At 67.3% G+C, this 14,970-nt stretch carries 16 protein-coding genes; 7 read left to right on the top strand and 9 right to left on the bottom strand.

Features of this window, described 5'->3' with window-relative positions:
• The first annotated feature begins 120 nt into the window (after nt 1-120).
• Nucleotides 121-309, top strand: a complete 189-nt coding sequence (locus ABID37_RS11475; RefSeq protein WP_354194784.1) for a hypothetical protein — start codon at nt 121-123, stop codon at nt 307-309.
• Nucleotides 310-447: 138 nt separating this feature from the next.
• Nucleotides 448-1,050: a hypothetical protein gene (locus ABID37_RS11480; protein WP_354194786.1), complete on the top strand. Its 603-nt coding sequence runs from the start codon at nt 448-450 to the stop codon at nt 1,048-1,050.
• A 50-nt stretch (nt 1,051-1,100) separates the two neighbouring features.
• On the opposite strand, the gene ilvD is transcribed toward ABID37_RS11480, so the two are convergent.
• From ilvD to ubiT, 7 genes are all read right to left on the bottom strand, one after another.
• The gene (ilvD, locus tag ABID37_RS11485; protein ID WP_354194788.1) at nt 1,101-2,774 is read right to left on the bottom strand and encodes a dihydroxy-acid dehydratase; all 1,674 of its coding nucleotides are present in this window, start codon (nt 2,772-2,774) and stop codon (nt 1,101-1,103) included.
• A 146-nt stretch (nt 2,775-2,920) separates the two neighbouring features.
• Nucleotides 2,921-3,151: a hexameric tyrosine-coordinated heme protein gene (locus ABID37_RS11490; protein ID WP_354194790.1), complete on the bottom strand. Its 231-nt coding sequence runs from the start codon at nt 3,149-3,151 to the stop codon at nt 2,921-2,923.
• A gap of 48 nt (nt 3,152-3,199) precedes the next feature.
• Nucleotides 3,200-3,535 carry a ferredoxin FdxA gene (fdxA, locus tag ABID37_RS11495; RefSeq protein WP_354194792.1) on the bottom strand — a complete coding sequence of 112 codons (336 nt, stop codon included), beginning with the start codon at nt 3,533-3,535 and terminating at the stop codon, nt 3,200-3,202.
• Between the two features lie 161 nt (nt 3,536-3,696).
• Nucleotides 3,697-4,257, bottom strand: a complete 561-nt coding sequence (locus ABID37_RS11500; RefSeq protein WP_354194794.1) for a DUF488 domain-containing protein — start codon at nt 4,255-4,257, stop codon at nt 3,697-3,699.
• Between the two features lie 131 nt (nt 4,258-4,388).
• Complete coding sequence (ubiV, locus tag ABID37_RS11505) at nt 4,389-5,288, bottom strand: ubiquinone anaerobic biosynthesis protein UbiV (protein WP_354194796.1); 900 nt, start codon at nt 5,286-5,288, stop codon at nt 4,389-4,391.
• 2 nt (nt 5,289-5,290) lie between these two features.
• Nucleotides 5,291-6,274, bottom strand: coding sequence for a ubiquinone anaerobic biosynthesis protein UbiU (gene ubiU / locus ABID37_RS11510; protein WP_435521559.1), 984 nt, complete (start codon nt 6,272-6,274; stop codon nt 5,291-5,293).
• Nucleotides 6,275-6,288: 14 nt separating this feature from the next.
• Entirely contained in the window at nt 6,289-6,840 is a 552-nt protein-coding gene (gene ubiT, locus ABID37_RS11515) for a ubiquinone anaerobic biosynthesis accessory factor UbiT (protein WP_286693509.1), read from the bottom strand.
• 190 nt (nt 6,841-7,030) lie between these two features.
• Between ubiT and ABID37_RS11520 the strand changes: the two genes are divergently transcribed.
• The 3 genes from ABID37_RS11520 to ABID37_RS11530 all read left to right on the top strand — a co-directional run bounded on the left by ABID37_RS11520 (nt 7,031) and on the right by ABID37_RS11530 (nt 9,577).
• Nucleotides 7,031-7,312 carry a DUF6455 family protein gene (locus ABID37_RS11520; protein ID WP_354194800.1) on the top strand — a complete coding sequence of 94 codons (282 nt, stop codon included), beginning with the start codon at nt 7,031-7,033 and terminating at the stop codon, nt 7,310-7,312.
• A gap of 112 nt (nt 7,313-7,424) precedes the next feature.
• A complete protein-coding gene (locus ABID37_RS11525; protein ID WP_354194802.1) occupies nt 7,425-8,942 on the top strand; it encodes a UbiD family decarboxylase in 1,518 nt (505 codons plus the stop codon).
• On the top strand, nt 8,927-9,577 hold the full coding sequence (locus ABID37_RS11530; RefSeq protein WP_354194804.1) for a UbiX family flavin prenyltransferase: 651 nt from the start codon (nt 8,927-8,929) through the stop codon (nt 9,575-9,577). Before ABID37_RS11525 ends, ABID37_RS11530 begins: the two co-directional genes overlap by 16 nt.
• Here ABID37_RS11530 and ABID37_RS11535 read toward each other — a convergent pair.
• Together ABID37_RS11535 and ABID37_RS11540 are read right to left on the bottom strand one after the other, a co-directional pair.
• A complete protein-coding gene (locus tag ABID37_RS11535; RefSeq protein WP_354194806.1) occupies nt 9,528-10,298 on the bottom strand; it encodes an SDR family oxidoreductase in 771 nt (256 codons plus the stop codon). The two genes, ABID37_RS11530 and ABID37_RS11535, sit on opposite strands and share 50 nt — an antisense overlap.
• Nucleotides 10,299-10,446: 148 nt before the next feature.
• Nucleotides 10,447-11,556, bottom strand: coding sequence for a hypothetical protein (locus ABID37_RS11540; RefSeq protein ID WP_354194808.1), 1,110 nt, complete (start codon nt 11,554-11,556; stop codon nt 10,447-10,449).
• A 226-nt stretch (nt 11,557-11,782) separates the two neighbouring features.
• On the opposite strand from ABID37_RS11540, the gene galE reads away from it, so the two are divergent.
• Nucleotides 11,783-12,778 (top strand): UDP-glucose 4-epimerase GalE, encoded by a 996-nt coding sequence (gene galE / locus ABID37_RS11545; RefSeq protein WP_354194810.1) that lies wholly within the window; start codon nt 11,783-11,785, stop codon nt 12,776-12,778.
• A gap of 135 nt (nt 12,779-12,913) precedes the next feature.
• The gene (locus ABID37_RS11550) at nt 12,914-14,839 is read left to right on the top strand and encodes a GumC family protein (protein ID WP_354194812.1); all 1,926 of its coding nucleotides are present in this window, start codon (nt 12,914-12,916) and stop codon (nt 14,837-14,839) included.
• Nucleotides 14,840-14,970: the final 131 nt, after the last annotated feature.

The raw sequence follows: 14,970 nt of genomic DNA on the forward strand, positions 1-14,970 counted from the left end.
GACAACACCCTGTTCTACAAGGACGGAACCATGATGCTCCTCGGCGACGCAAAGAAAATGACCGAGGAAATCGTCAAGGCTATGGATCACTGAGGCACGCAACCATGAAGGGAGGAATACATGGACCTGAGCTGTTTCTGGACCGCCGGCGGGCTGGCTCTGGGGGCGCCCATTCTGGGCCAGCCATTCGATGAGGATCCGGCCAGTCGCGGGCCTGATGAAGAGCATGCCGAAAGTCTGACCGGCTTCCGCGACCGGAACCGCATCGAAGAGGTGGCCGATCACCCGCCGGCAGCCGTTCGCGAGTGATCTCTTCCGGCAACCGCATCGCATATGCGCATTCGAGAATTGCTTGCCGTGCTGCCGCTCCTTGCCTAGGCATGGTTGGGGTCCCTCTTCTGGTCTTTGAACAAGGGGGGCCGGGCTGGCTGGCGAACGGATATACAGATGAATGTCGATGCGCTGACGCAGGAAAACCACGAGATATTCGTCCATATCCGTATCATCGTCGGCATGATACTGGGCCTCAGCGTCGCCCGCCTGGTGACCGGCGTGACCCGCTTCATCCAGCATCCTGGCAAGGAGAAGATCTATCCCGTCCATCTTGGCTGGGTGGTATTCGTCTTCCTGTTCATCATCCATTTCTGGTGGTTCGAATTCGCGCTTTCCCAGATCAAGGCGTGGACCTTTTCCCTCTATTTCCTGCTGATCTCCTATTCGATCGTCTTCGTCATGCTGGCGGCGATGCTGTTTCCGGACCAAATCGGCGAATACAAGGGGTTCAGGGACTACTTCCGGCAGCGCCGGAAATGGTTCTATGCGCTTTTGCTGCTGCTGTTCCTCGTGGACGTCGTCGACACGCTGACCAAGGGCCAGAGCTACTACCACCACCTTTACGGCTGGGCCTATCCGGTGCGGCAGTCCCTGCTCATCGGCGGCGCAGGCGGCGCGCTCCTCTTCGGGTCGGAGCGCTATGACGCCGGCTTCGTGGTTTTCGCGCTTCTGTTCCAGATCGTCTGGATCGCCAGCCTGTTCGACGTGCTGGCCTGAACGGCCCGTCGCGGCATGGCGGGGCCGCGACGGCTCGGGTGCCTGCGGCTTCAGCCGGTGACGGCGCCCTTGTCGGCGGGGCGGGCGAGGGCCGCGAATTTCGACAGCACGCCGCGCTTGTAGCGCGGTTCGGGCTGTGTCCAGGCCGCCCGCCGGCGCGCGATCTCGGCCTCGTCCACCTCCAGCTGCAGGAGCAGCCTGTGGGCGTCGATGGTGATCGTATCGCCTTCCTCGACCAGGGCGATGGTGCCGCCGACATAGGCTTCCGGCGCGACATGGCCGACCACCATGCCCCAGGTGCCGCCCGAGAAGCGGCCGTCGGTGATGAGGCCGACGCTTTCGCCGAGCCCGCGGCCGACCAGCGCCGACGTGGGCGCCAGCATTTCCGGCATGCCCGGCCCGCCCTTCGGCCCCAGATAGCGCAGCACCACCACGTCGCCCGGCCTGATCTGGTCGGACAGGATCGCCTCCATGGCCGACTGCTCGTCGTCGAACACGCGGGCCGGGCCGGAAATGACCGGGCTTTTCAGGCCGGTGATCTTGGCCACCGCGCCGTCCTCGGCCAGGTTGCCCTTGAGGATGGCGAGATGGCCCTCGCGATAGAGCGCCTTTTCGATGGGCATGATGACGTCCTGATCGGCGCGCGGTTCGTCCGGCACGGCGGCCAGTTCCTCGGCCAGCGTCCTGCCGGTGACGGTCAGGCAATCGCCGTGGATGAGGCCGGCATTGAGCAGGATCTTCAGCACCTGCGGGATGCCACCGGCCTGGTGCAGGTCGACCGCCATGTATTTTCCCGAAGGCTTGAGGTCGCATAGCACCGGAACCTTGCGGCGCACGCGCTCGAAATCGTCCAGCGTCCAGTCGATCTCGGCCGCGTGGGCGATGGCGAGATAGTGCAGCACCGCGTTGGTGGAGCCGCCGATCGCCATGATCAGCGCCACCGCGTTCTCGATCGAATTGCGCGTGATGATGTCGCGCGGGCGAATGTTCTTCTTCACCGCCTCGACCAGCACGCGGCCGGATTCGGCGGCGCTGTCGAGCTTCTCGCGGTCAGGACTGGCCATGGTCGAGGAATAGAGCAGCGACATGCCGAGCGCCTCGAAGGAGGAGCTCATGGTGTTGGCCGTGTACATGCCGCCGCAGGAGCCGGTGGAGGGGCAGGCATGGCGTTCGATGCCCTCGAAGTCCTCCTCGCTCATGGTGCCGGCCATGAACGAGCCGACCGCTTCGAAGGCCGAGACGATGGACAGGTCCTCGCCCTTCCAGCGGCCGGGCTTGATGGTGCCGCCATAGACGTAGATCGCCGGGGCGTTGGCGCGCAGGATGCCGATCATGCCGCCAGGCATGTTCTTGTCGCAGCCGCCCAGCACCAGCACCCCGTCCATCCACTGGCCCTGCACCGAGGTTTCGACGCAGTCCGCGATCACCTCGCGCGACACCAGCGAATATTTCATGCCTTCGGTGCCCATCGACATGCCGTCCGAGATGGTGGGCGTGCCGAACATCTGCGGATTGGCGCCGGCGGCCTTGATGGCGAAGGCGGCGGCATCGGCCAGAGGCTGCAGGCCGGCATTGCAGGGCGTGATGGTGGAATGGCCGTTGGCAATGCCGACCATCGGCTTGTCGAAATCGGATTTCTCATAACCCAGCGCATAATACATGGCCCGGTTCGGCGAGCGCGCGACGCCCTGGGTGATGTGTTTCGAACGTTCGTTGAAGGGCATTGGAAAACCTCGATCTGGCCGGCATCGCCAAACGGCGAAGCAAGGCGGCGACGGCCTGCAAGCCAGGCCCGCCTCCGCCCAAGCTTACCCTAGTATGGCGTGCCTGCAACAAGGGCCGTCGCCGGAGGCAGGAAACCGTTTCCGCCTCAGGTGCGCCAGTAATCGTTCGCCGCCGCCACGGTCTGGAAATGAATGGCGATCACCTGCGAGGAGGCGATGAGCTGGCCGGCGTCGTGATCGTAGGCGGCGCGCAGCTTGTCGCGGATTTCGGCCGAGGGCTGGGTCACCTTCACTCCGATGCGGGCCAGCTTGGTGGCGAGTTCGAAGCCCTCCTGGGGCGTTGCGGTGCGCAGGGAGGGAAGCCAGGTTTCAGCCATGATGTGCTCCTTTCAATGGATGGGTGCTGGTCGATGGAGGGGTGAAATTCATTCGGCGCCGGGCTTGCTGCTGAAATGCGGAAGCTTTCCGGGCACTCCGTTCCAGTCGTCGGCATCGGCGGGCGGCGTCTTCTTGTGGATGATGTTCGGCCATGCCGAGGCGTGCTCGTAGTTGAGCTCCAGCCAGGCCGGCGTCGCCGCCGGGTCGGTGTCGGGAAAGATCGCTTCGGCGGGGCATTCCGGAACGCAGACGCCGCAGTCGATGCATTCGTCGGGATGAATGACGAGCATGTTCTCGCCCTCGTAGAAGCAGTCCACGGGGCAGACCTCGACGCAGTCCATATATTTGCATTTGATGCAATTGTCGGTGACGACATAGGTCATCGGTCCTGCCCCCGGGGCGTGCCGGCCCCTCGCATTTCAGCCGGGCGGTTCGCTTAAAAATACATTCCAAATATATCTTTTTGGCCGGAAGGCGCAAGGCCAAACGGCTTGGGCGCGCCGAAACGATCCGGGACGGCGAAGCGGTGGGAAAATGAGGGAGGCTAGCTGGCCGGATAGGTGATCCGCAGCCCTTCGACATGCGCGAACGGGGTGAGCTTATGCGGCCGCCAGCTCGTTGCCGACAATATGTCGATCACCGTGATGCCGCGCAGGGTCAGCGCATCGGCGATCAGCGACCGGTGGCAGCGCCATGGCACGGCTTCCGCGCACATGATCGCCACCCGCTTGTCGTGGCCGAGGCGGACGAGCGCGTCGACCGCCTCGGCGAAGGCAGCGGTCTGCATGTAGTCGGCATAGCCGCGGAAGCTCTCGTTGCGCCAGCCGGCATTGGGCGAATCCTTGCGGGGGTGCCGAAGGCCGCCGAGCGCCGGCATGGCGACATAGGCGATGCCGCTTTGCGCCAGCGCCGGGCCGAGCGCATCGGCATTGAACTGCGGATTGTGGCGGGAGCGCGGGACGGTGCGGACATCTGCGAGGCGTTCGACCCCGTATGTCCGCAACAGGTCGACGAATTGCCCGATCGGCAGCACGGAATGGCCGACGGTGAAGACCGTGCCCGCATCCCAGTGGGGAGGAGGTTCTTCGGAACGGTTTGCGTCCATGGCCAGAGACCTCGCGGAAGCGGCTGTCGGCAGATCGCGCAGCACAGCCCGTATCGGGGGAAATGTCCATGCCCTGCGGTGCGGCAAGCGCTATCCGAGCTCAGCGATGCGGCCCCGGTCCCGCTGAAACCTCATGCCGGCATGGCCGGTTGCGCGCCGGCCTTGCCATGGGCATAGCCGTCCACGAGTCGTCCCGGCAGGTCGAGGCACGAAAGCAGGAAGCGGGCGCCATCCGCGTCCTGGGTGCCGTCGAGCAGGGAGCGGTAGATGTGCGCCACCTCCACCATGTTGCAGTCATGTGGCGACAGCCTGAGCCGCCTTATGCCGTGGCGCAGGAGCGTCGCCGGCTCGAACAGCGCAGCATGCACCTCGGTCGACAGCGTCTGCACGCCGTTGATGGCCAGGAAGGACTGGTCGTCGAGCGTGTCGACAGCCAGCCCGTCGGGATCCTGCTCGCAGGTGAACTGGCACGAATCCTTGTGCAGCCCGTGGAGCCGTGCGTGGTAGCAGCGTCCGGACAGCGCCAGCGGCAGGCGGCCGAAGGCGAACAGCTCGAACTCGGCCTCGGGGCAGGCGCCGGCGATAGTGCCCACCGTGTTGAGCGACAATTCCACCGGCGGGCAGATGGTGATGGCGCCGTGGCGCATGAGGAAACGCGCCGTCGCCTCGTTGTAGACGTTGAGGAACGGGCCGGTGACGAAGGGCCTGCCGCTGCGGGCGGGCAGGGCGGTGATGTCGTTGATCTCGACGACACGCCCGTCCGCGCACAATTCGGCGATGGCCTTGCGTTCGCGCACCGTGGCCGGTGCCGCCAGCGTGGAAAGCACCACCTCCTTGCCGCCGCGCTCCAGCCTTTCGATGATCTCGGGCCAGACGGGATCGGAAAACGGCATGCGCTTGCCGCAGACGACCTCGCCGACATGAATGCGCTCCAGCGCCGTTTCGTCGGCGATGCGGAAATAGAAGTTGCGCAGCCGCTCGGCCGGCCAGTGGAAGAACAGCGGTCCGAGCGTCAGGGCGATCCGTGCCATGGCTATCTCCAGATCTTGCGGTAGGCGCCGGTGGTCTGGCGTCCGCCTTCGGACAGGCCGGCGAGGATGTTGTCGATCTCGGTCGCGTCATGGCCCTGCTCGGCGGCATCGACCGCTTTCCTGAAAGCGCGCACCACCTCGGTGACGTAGCCCTTGCCCCGCTGGCGCCCCTCGATCTTCAGGGCGGTGACGCCGGCGGCCTTGAACGCCACGATCATGCTGCCGGCGTTGAGGCTGACCGGATCCTCGAACAGATAGCCGGCCTTGTCCCCCGCCTTGAACCTGCCCTTGCACAGCGTCGGATAGCCGGCCGGCTCGCCGGGCGCGTAGCGGTCGATGGTGAAGCCGGCGAGCCGCGCGGCGGTGCCTTCGCGATCCTCGTCATAGCTCACCATCTCGGGCGGCGAGCAGACGCCGTTGAGATTGGGCGAGCGTCCGGCGGCGTAGGAGGAGAGGTAGCAGCGGCCCTCGATCATCACGCACAGCCCGCCGAACACGAAGGCCTCGGTCTCGACCTTGATGAGGCGGTTGAGAGCGGCGATCTCCTGCACCGACAGCACGCGCGGCAGCACCACGCGGCGCACATTGAAGGCGTCGGCATAGAAGCCGATCGATTCCGGCGTCGCCGCCGCCGCCTGCACGGACAGGTGCAGGCGGGTGCCGGGATGCTGTGTGGCCATGTGGTCGAGCACGGCGATGTCGGCGGCGATCACCGCATCGGCCCCGCAGGCTGCGGCCGTGTCGGCGGCCCTGCGCCACGGATCGGTATCGCCGGCGCGGGCGAAGGTGTTGATGGCGACCAGCACCTTGCTGCCATGGGCATGGGCGAAGCGGATGCCTTCGGCCATCTCCTGCGGCGAGAAATTGAGGCCGGGGAAATTGCGCGCATTGGTCTCGTCGCGGAAACCGCAATAGATCGAATCCGCTCCCGCCTGCACGGCGGCCCGTAGCGCCGAAGGCGTGCCGGCGGGGCAGACGAGCTCCATCCTGCCGCTTGTCGTCATGGTTGCGTCCTTTCACGCCGATGGGCGCCGGTGGCGATCTGGCGGGCGAACGACAGCCCGCCCAATATGCCCGAATCGGCGAGCCGGGCGGCCGCGCCGCTGAGGCCGAGCAGGTCGGAGGGCCGCAATTCGGCGTCCTCTATGGCGTTGCGCAGCGCCACCACCGCTTCGGTGCGGCCGCTGACGGAGATGGCGCGGTGGAAGAACAGCGCGTCGCCGTCCAGCGTGCCGTCGAGGATGCCGAGCAAGAGCAGGATCGGGCCGCGGATGACCACGTCGGAGGGAGCCGTGCCGCTCTTGCCGGTGGCGCGCACCAGCGCGGCGCGGCCGTCCGGCACGACATGGAAGGCAAAGGGCAGGTCGGTCGGATCGATGAGGAAACGCGCCTTGCCGAATTCGCCGAGCCGCTCGAAGGCCTCCGGCCGCCGCCGGGCGAGGGAACGCAGCGCCTGGGTCAGCAACGGGCCGAGCGGCTGGCCGGAAAAGGCCGGCAGGAAGCGCCGGATCGGCTCGGGAAGGCTGACATCTTCGTTGGGGTTGAGCGCCATCGGCTCCTCCGGAGTACGGTGGGTTGGGCCGAACATAGGAAGGCGCCCGGCAAAGAAGTTTGCGCTGCATCAAACAGAAACGACTTTGGAGAGGTTTTTTCGCGGTTGCGGCCAAGCGGCACATCCCCCTGCGGCAGGTTGCGGTTTACACTTGCCCGCAAAATGTTCGATCCGGCGCAGGGAGGCAGTCATGTGTTCCGATGCACAGCGCTGGCCGCAGACGGACAGGGTCTGGCGCCAGTTCGATCTGTTCGATCTCGTCATGGAACGCACGCAGGTCGATCCCGTCCGGGCGGCCCGCAAGGAATCGGGCAAGGCCATTGCCCAGGCGCGCAATACCTGCCTCGCCTGCCTGTGCCAGAAGCGGTGCCGGACCCTTCTCGAGCATGACGAGCCGGGCGCCGTCATGGCCTTCTGTCCCAATGCCCGCTTTTTCGCCCAATGCCGGCGGAACCGGAAGCGCGCCGGGTAGGCTTCGGGGTTCGCGATGTGCTTCGGGCCGTCTTTGCGCGAGCGCAACGATGGACCGGACCCGGCATGGCATCAGCGGTGCGGGCCGCTGATGGCGGGCCCGGGACAATTGCATGCACCAGCGTAGCCTTCCTCACTTTCCGACCCTTGGCGCCTTCCTCGCCTATCTGGAGGAGCGGGACGACCTCGAAACCGTCACCGCCCCCGTTTCCATGCATCTGGAGGTCACCGAACTGCATCGCAGGGTGATCGCCGCCGGCGGGCCGGCCCTGCGGCTCATCGGCGCTCGGGACCGGGACGGTCACATGGCCAGGCTGCCGGTGGTGACCAACCTGTTCGGCACCACCCGGCGTGTCGCCTGGGGGCTGGGAACGGAGCCCGGGAACCTTGTCGAACTGGGCGAATTGCTGGCCTGGCTGCGGTCGCCGCAGCCGCCGCGCAACCTTGGCCAGGCGCGCCACCTCCTGCCCGCCGCCCGCAGCGCCTTGCAGGCGCGGCCGAAGACGGTTTCCAGGCCACGGGAATGGCGCGAGACGGATGCGGATTTCTCGCTGCTGCCGGTCCAGACCTGCTGGCCGGGCGATGCCGGGCCGCTGATCACCTGGCCGGTGGTGGTGACCCGCCCGCCCGGCAAGGACGATCCCGCCGCCTACAATCTAGGCATCTACCGCATGCAGGTCATCGGCCGCGACCGCGCCATCATGCGCTGGCTGCCGATGCGCGGAGGCGCCGCCCATCACCGGCTGTGGCAGGCACGGGGCGAGGCGATGCCGGTGGCGGTGGTGATCGGGGCGGATCCCGCAACGCTGCTCGCCGCCGTCATGCCGGCGCCCGAAGGCGTGTCGGAACTGGCGCTTGCCGGCATGATCGGCGACAGGCGCGCCAGCCTGGCGCCTTGCAAGGACATAGGACTGCATGTGCCGGCGAGCGCCGAGATCGTGCTGGAGGGCACGGTTTCGCCAACCGAGACGGCGCTCGAAGGGCCATTCGGGGATCATACCGGCTATTACAATGCGGCCGAGCGCTATCCGGTGTTCACGCTGTCGCGCCTCCACATGCGCGACGACGCAAGCTATCTCACCACCTTCACCGGCCGCGCGCCGGACGAGCCGGCCGTGCTTGGGGAAGCCATGCTCGATGTCTTCAAGCCGCTGCTTCGCCAGCAGCTTCCGGAGATCGTGGACGTGTGGCTGCCGCCGGAGGCCTGCTCCTACAGGATGGCGGTGATCGCCATTGCCAAATCCTATCCGGGGCAGGCGCGGCGCGTCATGATGGGGTTCTGGTCTCTGTTGCCGCAATTCTCGATGACCAAGACCATCATCGTGGTCGATGACGACATCGACATCCGCTCCTGGCCGGACGTGATGTGGGCGCTGGCCACGCGCATGGACCCCTCGCGCGATCTTCTGGTGGCGGAGCGCACGCCGATCGACCAGCTCGATTTCGCCTCGCCGCTGGAAGGGCTGGGCGGCAAGATGGGGCTCGACGCCACCCGCAAGATCGGCGCCGAAACCAGCCGCGACTGGGGCGTGAAGCTGGAAATGGATGCGGAGGTCGCCCGGCGGGTCGCGGAACGCTGGCAGGAATTCTTTCCGGCAGGACAGGGGAGCGCGCCATGGCGGCACGGCTGATCGTCGGCGTTACCGGTGCCTCGGGCTCCGCGCTGGCGCTGGAGACGCTGCGCCAGCTCGGCGCGGCCGGTGTCGAGACGCATCTCGTGGTGACACCCGGCGCGCGCCTGACCGTCGCCCATGAGCTGGGCAGTGACGGCCTTGCCCGGCTGGGCGACGCGGCCGCGCATGTCCATTCGCCGCGCAATCTCGCCGCGCCCATCGCCAGCGGCTCGTTCCGCACTGCAGGCATGATCGTGGTGCCGTGCTCGATGCGCAGCCTGGCCGCCATGGCCCACGGGCTGGGCGACAATTTGCTGACGAGGGCGGCCGACGTGGTGCTGAAGGAGAAGCGCCGGCTGGTGGTGGCGCCGCGCGAGGCGCCGCTGCATGAAGGTCATCTCGAGGCCATGCTGAAGCTGGCTCGGCTGGGCGCTGTCATCGCCCCGCCGGTGCCGCCCTTCTATGCCCGCCCCGCCACCATGGACGATCTGGTGCGCGAGATCGCGGCCCGGCTGGTGCAATGGGCCGGCATCGATCCCGGCGATGAGATGACGCGCTGGGGCGACGGCGACATCGCCCCACGTGCCCCCGATGCAGAGGTTCCTAGTGGCTGCGGGTCGCCCCGCCGTCGACCCGGATCATCGATCCCGTGACATAGCTGGCCTGTTGCGAGCACAGGAACGCCACCACCGCGCCGAATTCCTCGGGCCGGCCGTAGCGGCCGGCCGGAATGGTCGCGCGGGCTTCGGCTTCGACCGCCGCCATGTCCTGTCCCGAATTTCGCGCCCTGATCGCGTCCAGTTGGGCCAGCCGGTCGGTGGCGATGCGGCCCGGCAGCACCATGTTGACGGTGACCGAATGGGCGGCGACTTCCGCCGCCAGGGTCTTGGACCAGCCGGCGATGGCGCCGCGCACCCCGTTGGACAGCACAAGGCCGGGGATCGGCACCTCGATGCCGGACGAGCCGATGGTGACGATGCGGCCCCAGCCTGCGGCGACCATGCCGTCAAGCGCGGCATCGGTCAGCGCGAACATCGGCATCGCCATCGACTCGAAGGCCTTGCGCCAGGCTTCCCGGGTTTGGCCGCGGGCGGGCCCGGCAGGCGGGCCGCCGCAATTGTTGACCAGTATCTGCACCGGATCGGCGCGGATTTCGTCGCAGAAAGCAGCGACGGCGGCTTCGTCCGCGAGATCGAGGGCGCGGGCGCTCATCCGCGCCGCCACCTCGGGCGCTAGCCCGTCCGGCAGCGTGCCCGAGCGCGACAGGGCGATCACTTCGGCCCCCTCCATCGCAAGGGCGACGGCACTCGCGCCGCCCAGTCCCTTGCTGGCGCCCACCACCACCGCGCGTTTGCCGGTAAGTCCAAAATCCATCGGTTCAACTCCTTCAGGCGGCATCGAGGCCGCGATATGTGGTCGGCCCCAGGGCATATCGCCCGAAAGTGGGACCCGGTTTCGGGCGACATGCGTAAAAACGACAGCCTAAAGCGCAAGGAGCGAATCCGGAAGATCGCGACGAGCTTTAGGTGAAACGGCCGCCGATCAGCCGGCTCCATTCTTCTCCGGCCAGCCCGTTCAGGAAAGCTTGCCCGCTGGCCATCGCCCCGACAAGCCCGGCATCGCGCGAATGGACGATGGTCGTCGTGGCGGGAAGGAAGGCGATGCGCCGGGTCAGCATCGCGGCCAGGAGCGCCGGCTGCGTGCGGCCCCGCAGGGCGGCGACGCCGTGTGCTGCGGCATGCCCGATGAGGCAGTCGATGACCGCGCCTTCCTGACCTGGACGGGCAAGCACCTGCAGCACGCGCGCGATGCCGTGCGGCCTGGCATGGTAGGCGAAGGCCCCGACCGGGGACCCGCCCGACGTCGTCACGCCGGCCAGCACGAATTCCCCGAGGTCGGGTTTTTGTCCGCCGTCGGCCAGCATTTGCTCAAGCGGGAGATCCGCCCAGCGCGGCCGCAGCGGAAAATGCGCCGTCAGCGGTTCCAGCATCTGCGCGAAGCCGGCATGATCGACCTCGTCGACGCGCAGGGCCGGCGGCGCAATTCCGCTCGATGCGGCGGCCGCCCAGCGCGTCTCCCCCGGCTTCAGCCTTTTGCGGTAGAGACGGTCGAAAGCGGAGGCCAGCGGCGTGAACAGGCGTGCCGGCCGGCAGTGCTGGCCGGCCATGCCGAGCGCAAAGGCGGCCGGCCGGATGACCCGGATCCAGTCGAGGCTGTATTGCGGCAGGATGGTGCCGCGCAGGCGCGTCCACATCTGGGTGGAGGTGCGGTTGGCCGTTTCGCTGAAGGACAGATCCTGCGGGCCCTCCAGAAAGGCCTTCATGAGCCGGGCGCCGGCCATCGGGTCGCGATTGCCCTTCTCGACCATGAACGAGCTGCATATGGCGGCTCGCAATCGCCGCTCGCCATGGATCATCGGCAACCCGTGCACGCCGATGAAGCCGGACACCTCGCCGGCATCGTCGGTGTGGACGAGCGAGGTGATGCCGTCGCCATGGGCGTCCAGGTAGAACTGCCCCAGATAGGCGGTGAGCGAGGTCGGTGCCGGTGCCTTTTCCTTGCGCAGGACGCGCTGGAGCATGTTGGCGATGACCGGAAGATCACGCTGCTCGAGAGGGCGGATGGCGCTCACCTTTTTGCCTCCGGTGCGGCACGCCAAGCGAAAGCCCTTGGCTGTGGGACGCTGGGACGGGAACCGGCCCGCCCAGATGCTCTCAACTACAAATGGAGCTATCAAGATCGGGTAAACGCGACCCCTCCACTTCGAACCAATTGCCGTTCCCATTTCGGCGGACTTTCCCCTCGCCCGCCAAGAGGCTATGCAGGCAGCAACGATACATAAAGGAGAGAGCAGCGGCATGGCAGTGCTTGTGACGGGAGGCGCCGGCTACATCGGCAGCCACATGGTGTGGGAACTGCTGGATGCGGGGGAGAAGGTCGTCGTCATCGACAATCTGTCGAAGGGGTTCGACTGGGCGGTGGCGCCGGAAGCCACGCTGGTCGAGGGCGACATCGCCGATACGGCGCTGATCGGCGGCCTCATCCGCGAGCACGGCATCGAGGCGATCATCCATTTCGCCGGTTCGATCGTGGTGCCGGAATCGGTCGCCGATCCGCTCGCCTACTATCAGAACAACACCTGCAAGACGCGCAGCCTGATCGAGGCGGCGGTGGAAGGCAAGGTCCGCCATTTCATCTTTTCCTCCACCGCCGCCGTCTATGGCGGGGCCGGCATCGAGCCGGTGCAGGAGAATGCGCGCCTGGAGCCGGAATCGCCCTATGGCCGCTCCAAGCTGATGAGCGAATGGATGCTGCGCGATGCCGCCGCCGCCCACGACCTGCGCTACACGGCGCTGCGCTACTTCAACGTGGCGGGAGCCGATCCCGGCGGCCGCACCGGCCAGTCGACGCCGGGCGCCACCCATCTCATCAAGGTGGCCTGCGAGACGGCGCTCGGCAAACGGCCCTTCATGCAGGTCTATGGCTCCGACTACCCGACCGCGGACGGCACCTGCGTGCGCGACTACATCCATGTCTCCGATCTGGCGCGCGCCCACCGGCTGGCCCTGCAGCGGCTGCGGGCGGGCGGCGACAGCCTGATCGCCAATTGCGGCTACGGCCACGGTTATTCGGTGCTGGAGGTGATCGAGGCGGTGCGCCGGGTGTTCGGCGGCGATTTCGACGTGCGCAGCGGGCCGCGCCGCGCCGGCGACGCGGCTTCCGTGGTGGCCAACTCCAACCTTGCCCGCAGCGAGCTGGGCTGGGCGCCGCAGCGTGACGACCTCGACCTCATCGTCGCCGACGCGCTTGGCTGGGAGCGGCGCTTGCAGACCATGAATTCCGCGCGCGGATGATCGGGGGCCGCCTTGTTGGGGCCATGACGATGGCTGATGGAGGATGCGCCGGCTTAACCTCATTTTAAGGCTGTTTGCGCATCACTTGTTTACCATCCGGCAAAGTGCCGGCATCGCCCCTGGGAGCCCGCGCGCATGGCTATTCTTTCAGGCAACCGGCCTGACCGCAAACCGGCGCCCGGCCGCCAGATCGATTCCACCATCGATCTCTATGGTCTTGGCGAGACGCTGCTGCGTCGTCGCTGGACCATCCTGTTCTGCATCCTCGCCTTCGCCGGGCTGGCCTATTTCGCCCTGTCGACGATCGCGCCGCGCTACAGCGCGACGTCGCGCATCCTCATCGACCCGCGCGAGCAGCGCATCGTCCAGAACGAGATCGTCCAGCAGGGGCTGGGCGGCGACATGGCGCTGGTCGACAGCCAGATCGAGGTGATCACCTCCGAGACCGTGCTCGGCCGTGTCGTGAAGGAAACCGACCTCGCTTCGGATCCGGAATTCGTGAAGAACGCGGGCGGCGCGCGCAGCGCGGCCGATGTCGCGCTGGAGGGTCTGGCCCGTGCCACCGAAGTGACGCGCCGGGAAAACACCTATGTGATCGAGATCACCGTCACCACGAGGGAGGCCGCCAAGTCCGCCCGGCTGGCCAACGCCGTTGCCGCCGCCTATGTCGCCGACCAGATTTCATCGTCCGCCAAGTCCGTCCGCGACGTCAGTTCTGCCATACGCGGCCGCCTTGCCGAATTGCAGGCCCAGTTGAATGACGCCGAGGAACGCGTCGAGACGTTCAAGCGCGAGCACAATATATCGCAGACCGACGGACAGTTGCTCGGCGACCGCAGGCTGACCGACCTGAGCGCCCGCCAGTCGGAGGCGCTGGCCCGCGTCAACGAAACCGCCGCCCGGCTGCAGGTTCTGGAGGAAGGCCTGCGCACGCGCGGCTATGTCGGCGCCACCGTCGCCGATGCCGGCAGCGCCATGGGCGCCCTGCGCACGCGATTGGCCGATGCCAGGCAGCGGCTGGCCGACCTCCAGAACGTGCTGGGGCCGCGCCATCCGCGCGTCACCGCCGCCATTCAGGAAGTGGCGCAGGCCGAAACGGCGATCCGCGAGGAAAGCGGCAGGCTGGTGGCCGCCGCGCGCGACGACAACAGGATCGCCGTCGATGCGCTGAACCAGATCAATCAGGCCTTGCAGCAGGCCAAGGACGCGTCCTTCTCCACCAACCAGGACCTGATCCGGCTGCGCGAGCTGGAGCGCGAGGCGCAGTCGATCCGGCTGGTCTATGAATCCTTCCTGGTGCGGGCGCAGGAGACGGCGCAGCAGGAAGGCATCACCGCGCGCACGGCGCGCGTCATCGCCGAGGCGGCGGTGCCCGCCTCCCCGTCGTTCCCGCCGCGCCTGCCGCTGCTGGTCGCGGCCACGCTGCTTGGCCTGTTCGTCGGCATCCTCGCGGCGATCCTCATCGATTTCTTCGCCGGCCTGCTCGGCCGCCGGCCGCAGTCCGCGCCGCTGGTTCCGAAGGCCGGCGCCGACACCGTGGTCGACGGCCTCGTCCTGGTGACGACGCTGGGCGACCCCAGAATGGCGCGGCGCGGCGCGCTGGATCTGGCGCAGGGCGCCCTGTCGCGCGGCCGCAGCGCGATCTTCGTCGATCTGGCTTCGGATGCGCCGAAATCCGACCCCGGCCTTGCCGAGATCGCGTTGGGCGAAGTCTCGGCCTTCGGTGCCGTCCACGCGGATCACGACAGCGGCCTGCACAGGCTCAATGCCGGCCGCTCCCCGGCCATCTCAAGGCTGTCGCGCCGCGCAGTCTGCAACGTGCTCGAGGCGGTCAGCGCCGAATATGACGACGTGGTGGTCAATATCGGCGAGCTCGAGACCGAGCACGACCTGCCGGCCCGCACGGTGGCGGAACTGACGCGCAACGCCGCGCTGGTGGTCAGGCACGGCCAGGCCGACCTGCGCGAGCAGCGCATGGCGCAGGCGCTCTCCAACGATGGCGCGGTGGCGGTGTCGCTCGTCGCGGCCGATCCCGACCAGCGCCTCGACGAGGTGGCGTGACCCGGCGTCATCGTCCGGTTTCGACATCGGCTTAAGCATGGCATCCGTCCCGTGCGGGAGGGGCGATGAACGGGCAGAAGCAACCTTATTCTTCTGCCGCGCCATGTCTCGATGACGAGGACCGGACAAAC

Source organism: Aquamicrobium terrae (assembly GCF_040545735.1).
Taxonomy (GTDB): Bacteria; Pseudomonadota; Alphaproteobacteria; order Rhizobiales; family Rhizobiaceae; genus Mesorhizobium; species Mesorhizobium terrae_A.

Bases quoted from the DNA above. Each gene is read 5' to 3' on its own strand.
- ABID37_RS11475 (WP_354194784.1), top strand. From the start codon at position 121: ATGGACCTGAGCTGTTTCTGGACCGCCGGCGGGCTGGCTCTGGGGGCG.
- ABID37_RS11480 (WP_354194786.1), top strand. From the start codon at position 448: ATGAATGTCGATGCGCTGACGCAGGAAAACCACGAGATATTCGTCCAT.
- ilvD (WP_354194788.1), bottom strand. From the start codon at position 2,774: ATGCCCTTCAACGAACGTTCGAAACACATCACCCAGGGCGTCGCGCGC.
- ABID37_RS11490 (WP_354194790.1), bottom strand. From the start codon at position 3,151: ATGGCTGAAACCTGGCTTCCCTCCCTGCGCACCGCAACGCCCCAGGAG.
- fdxA (WP_354194792.1), bottom strand. From the start codon at position 3,535: ATGACCTATGTCGTCACCGACAATTGCATCAAATGCAAATATATGGAC.
- ABID37_RS11500 (WP_354194794.1), bottom strand. From the start codon at position 4,257: ATGGACGCAAACCGTTCCGAAGAACCTCCTCCCCACTGGGATGCGGGC.
- ubiV (WP_354194796.1), bottom strand. From the start codon at position 5,288: ATGGCACGGATCGCCCTGACGCTCGGACCGCTGTTCTTCCACTGGCCG.
- ubiU (WP_435521559.1), bottom strand. From the start codon at position 6,274: ATGGAGCTCGTCTGCCCCGCCGGCACGCCTTCGGCGCTACGGGCCGCC.
- ubiT (WP_286693509.1), bottom strand. From the start codon at position 6,840: ATGGCGCTCAACCCCAACGAAGATGTCAGCCTTCCCGAGCCGATCCGG.
- ABID37_RS11520 (WP_354194800.1), top strand. From the start codon at position 7,031: ATGTGTTCCGATGCACAGCGCTGGCCGCAGACGGACAGGGTCTGGCGC.
- ABID37_RS11525 (WP_354194802.1), top strand. From the start codon at position 7,425: ATGCACCAGCGTAGCCTTCCTCACTTTCCGACCCTTGGCGCCTTCCTC.
- ABID37_RS11530 (WP_354194804.1), top strand. From the start codon at position 8,927: ATGGCGGCACGGCTGATCGTCGGCGTTACCGGTGCCTCGGGCTCCGCG.
- ABID37_RS11535 (WP_354194806.1), bottom strand. From the start codon at position 10,298: ATGGATTTTGGACTTACCGGCAAACGCGCGGTGGTGGTGGGCGCCAGC.
- galE (WP_354194810.1), top strand. From the start codon at position 11,783: ATGGCAGTGCTTGTGACGGGAGGCGCCGGCTACATCGGCAGCCACATG.
- ABID37_RS11550 (WP_354194812.1), top strand. From the start codon at position 12,914: ATGGCTATTCTTTCAGGCAACCGGCCTGACCGCAAACCGGCGCCCGGC.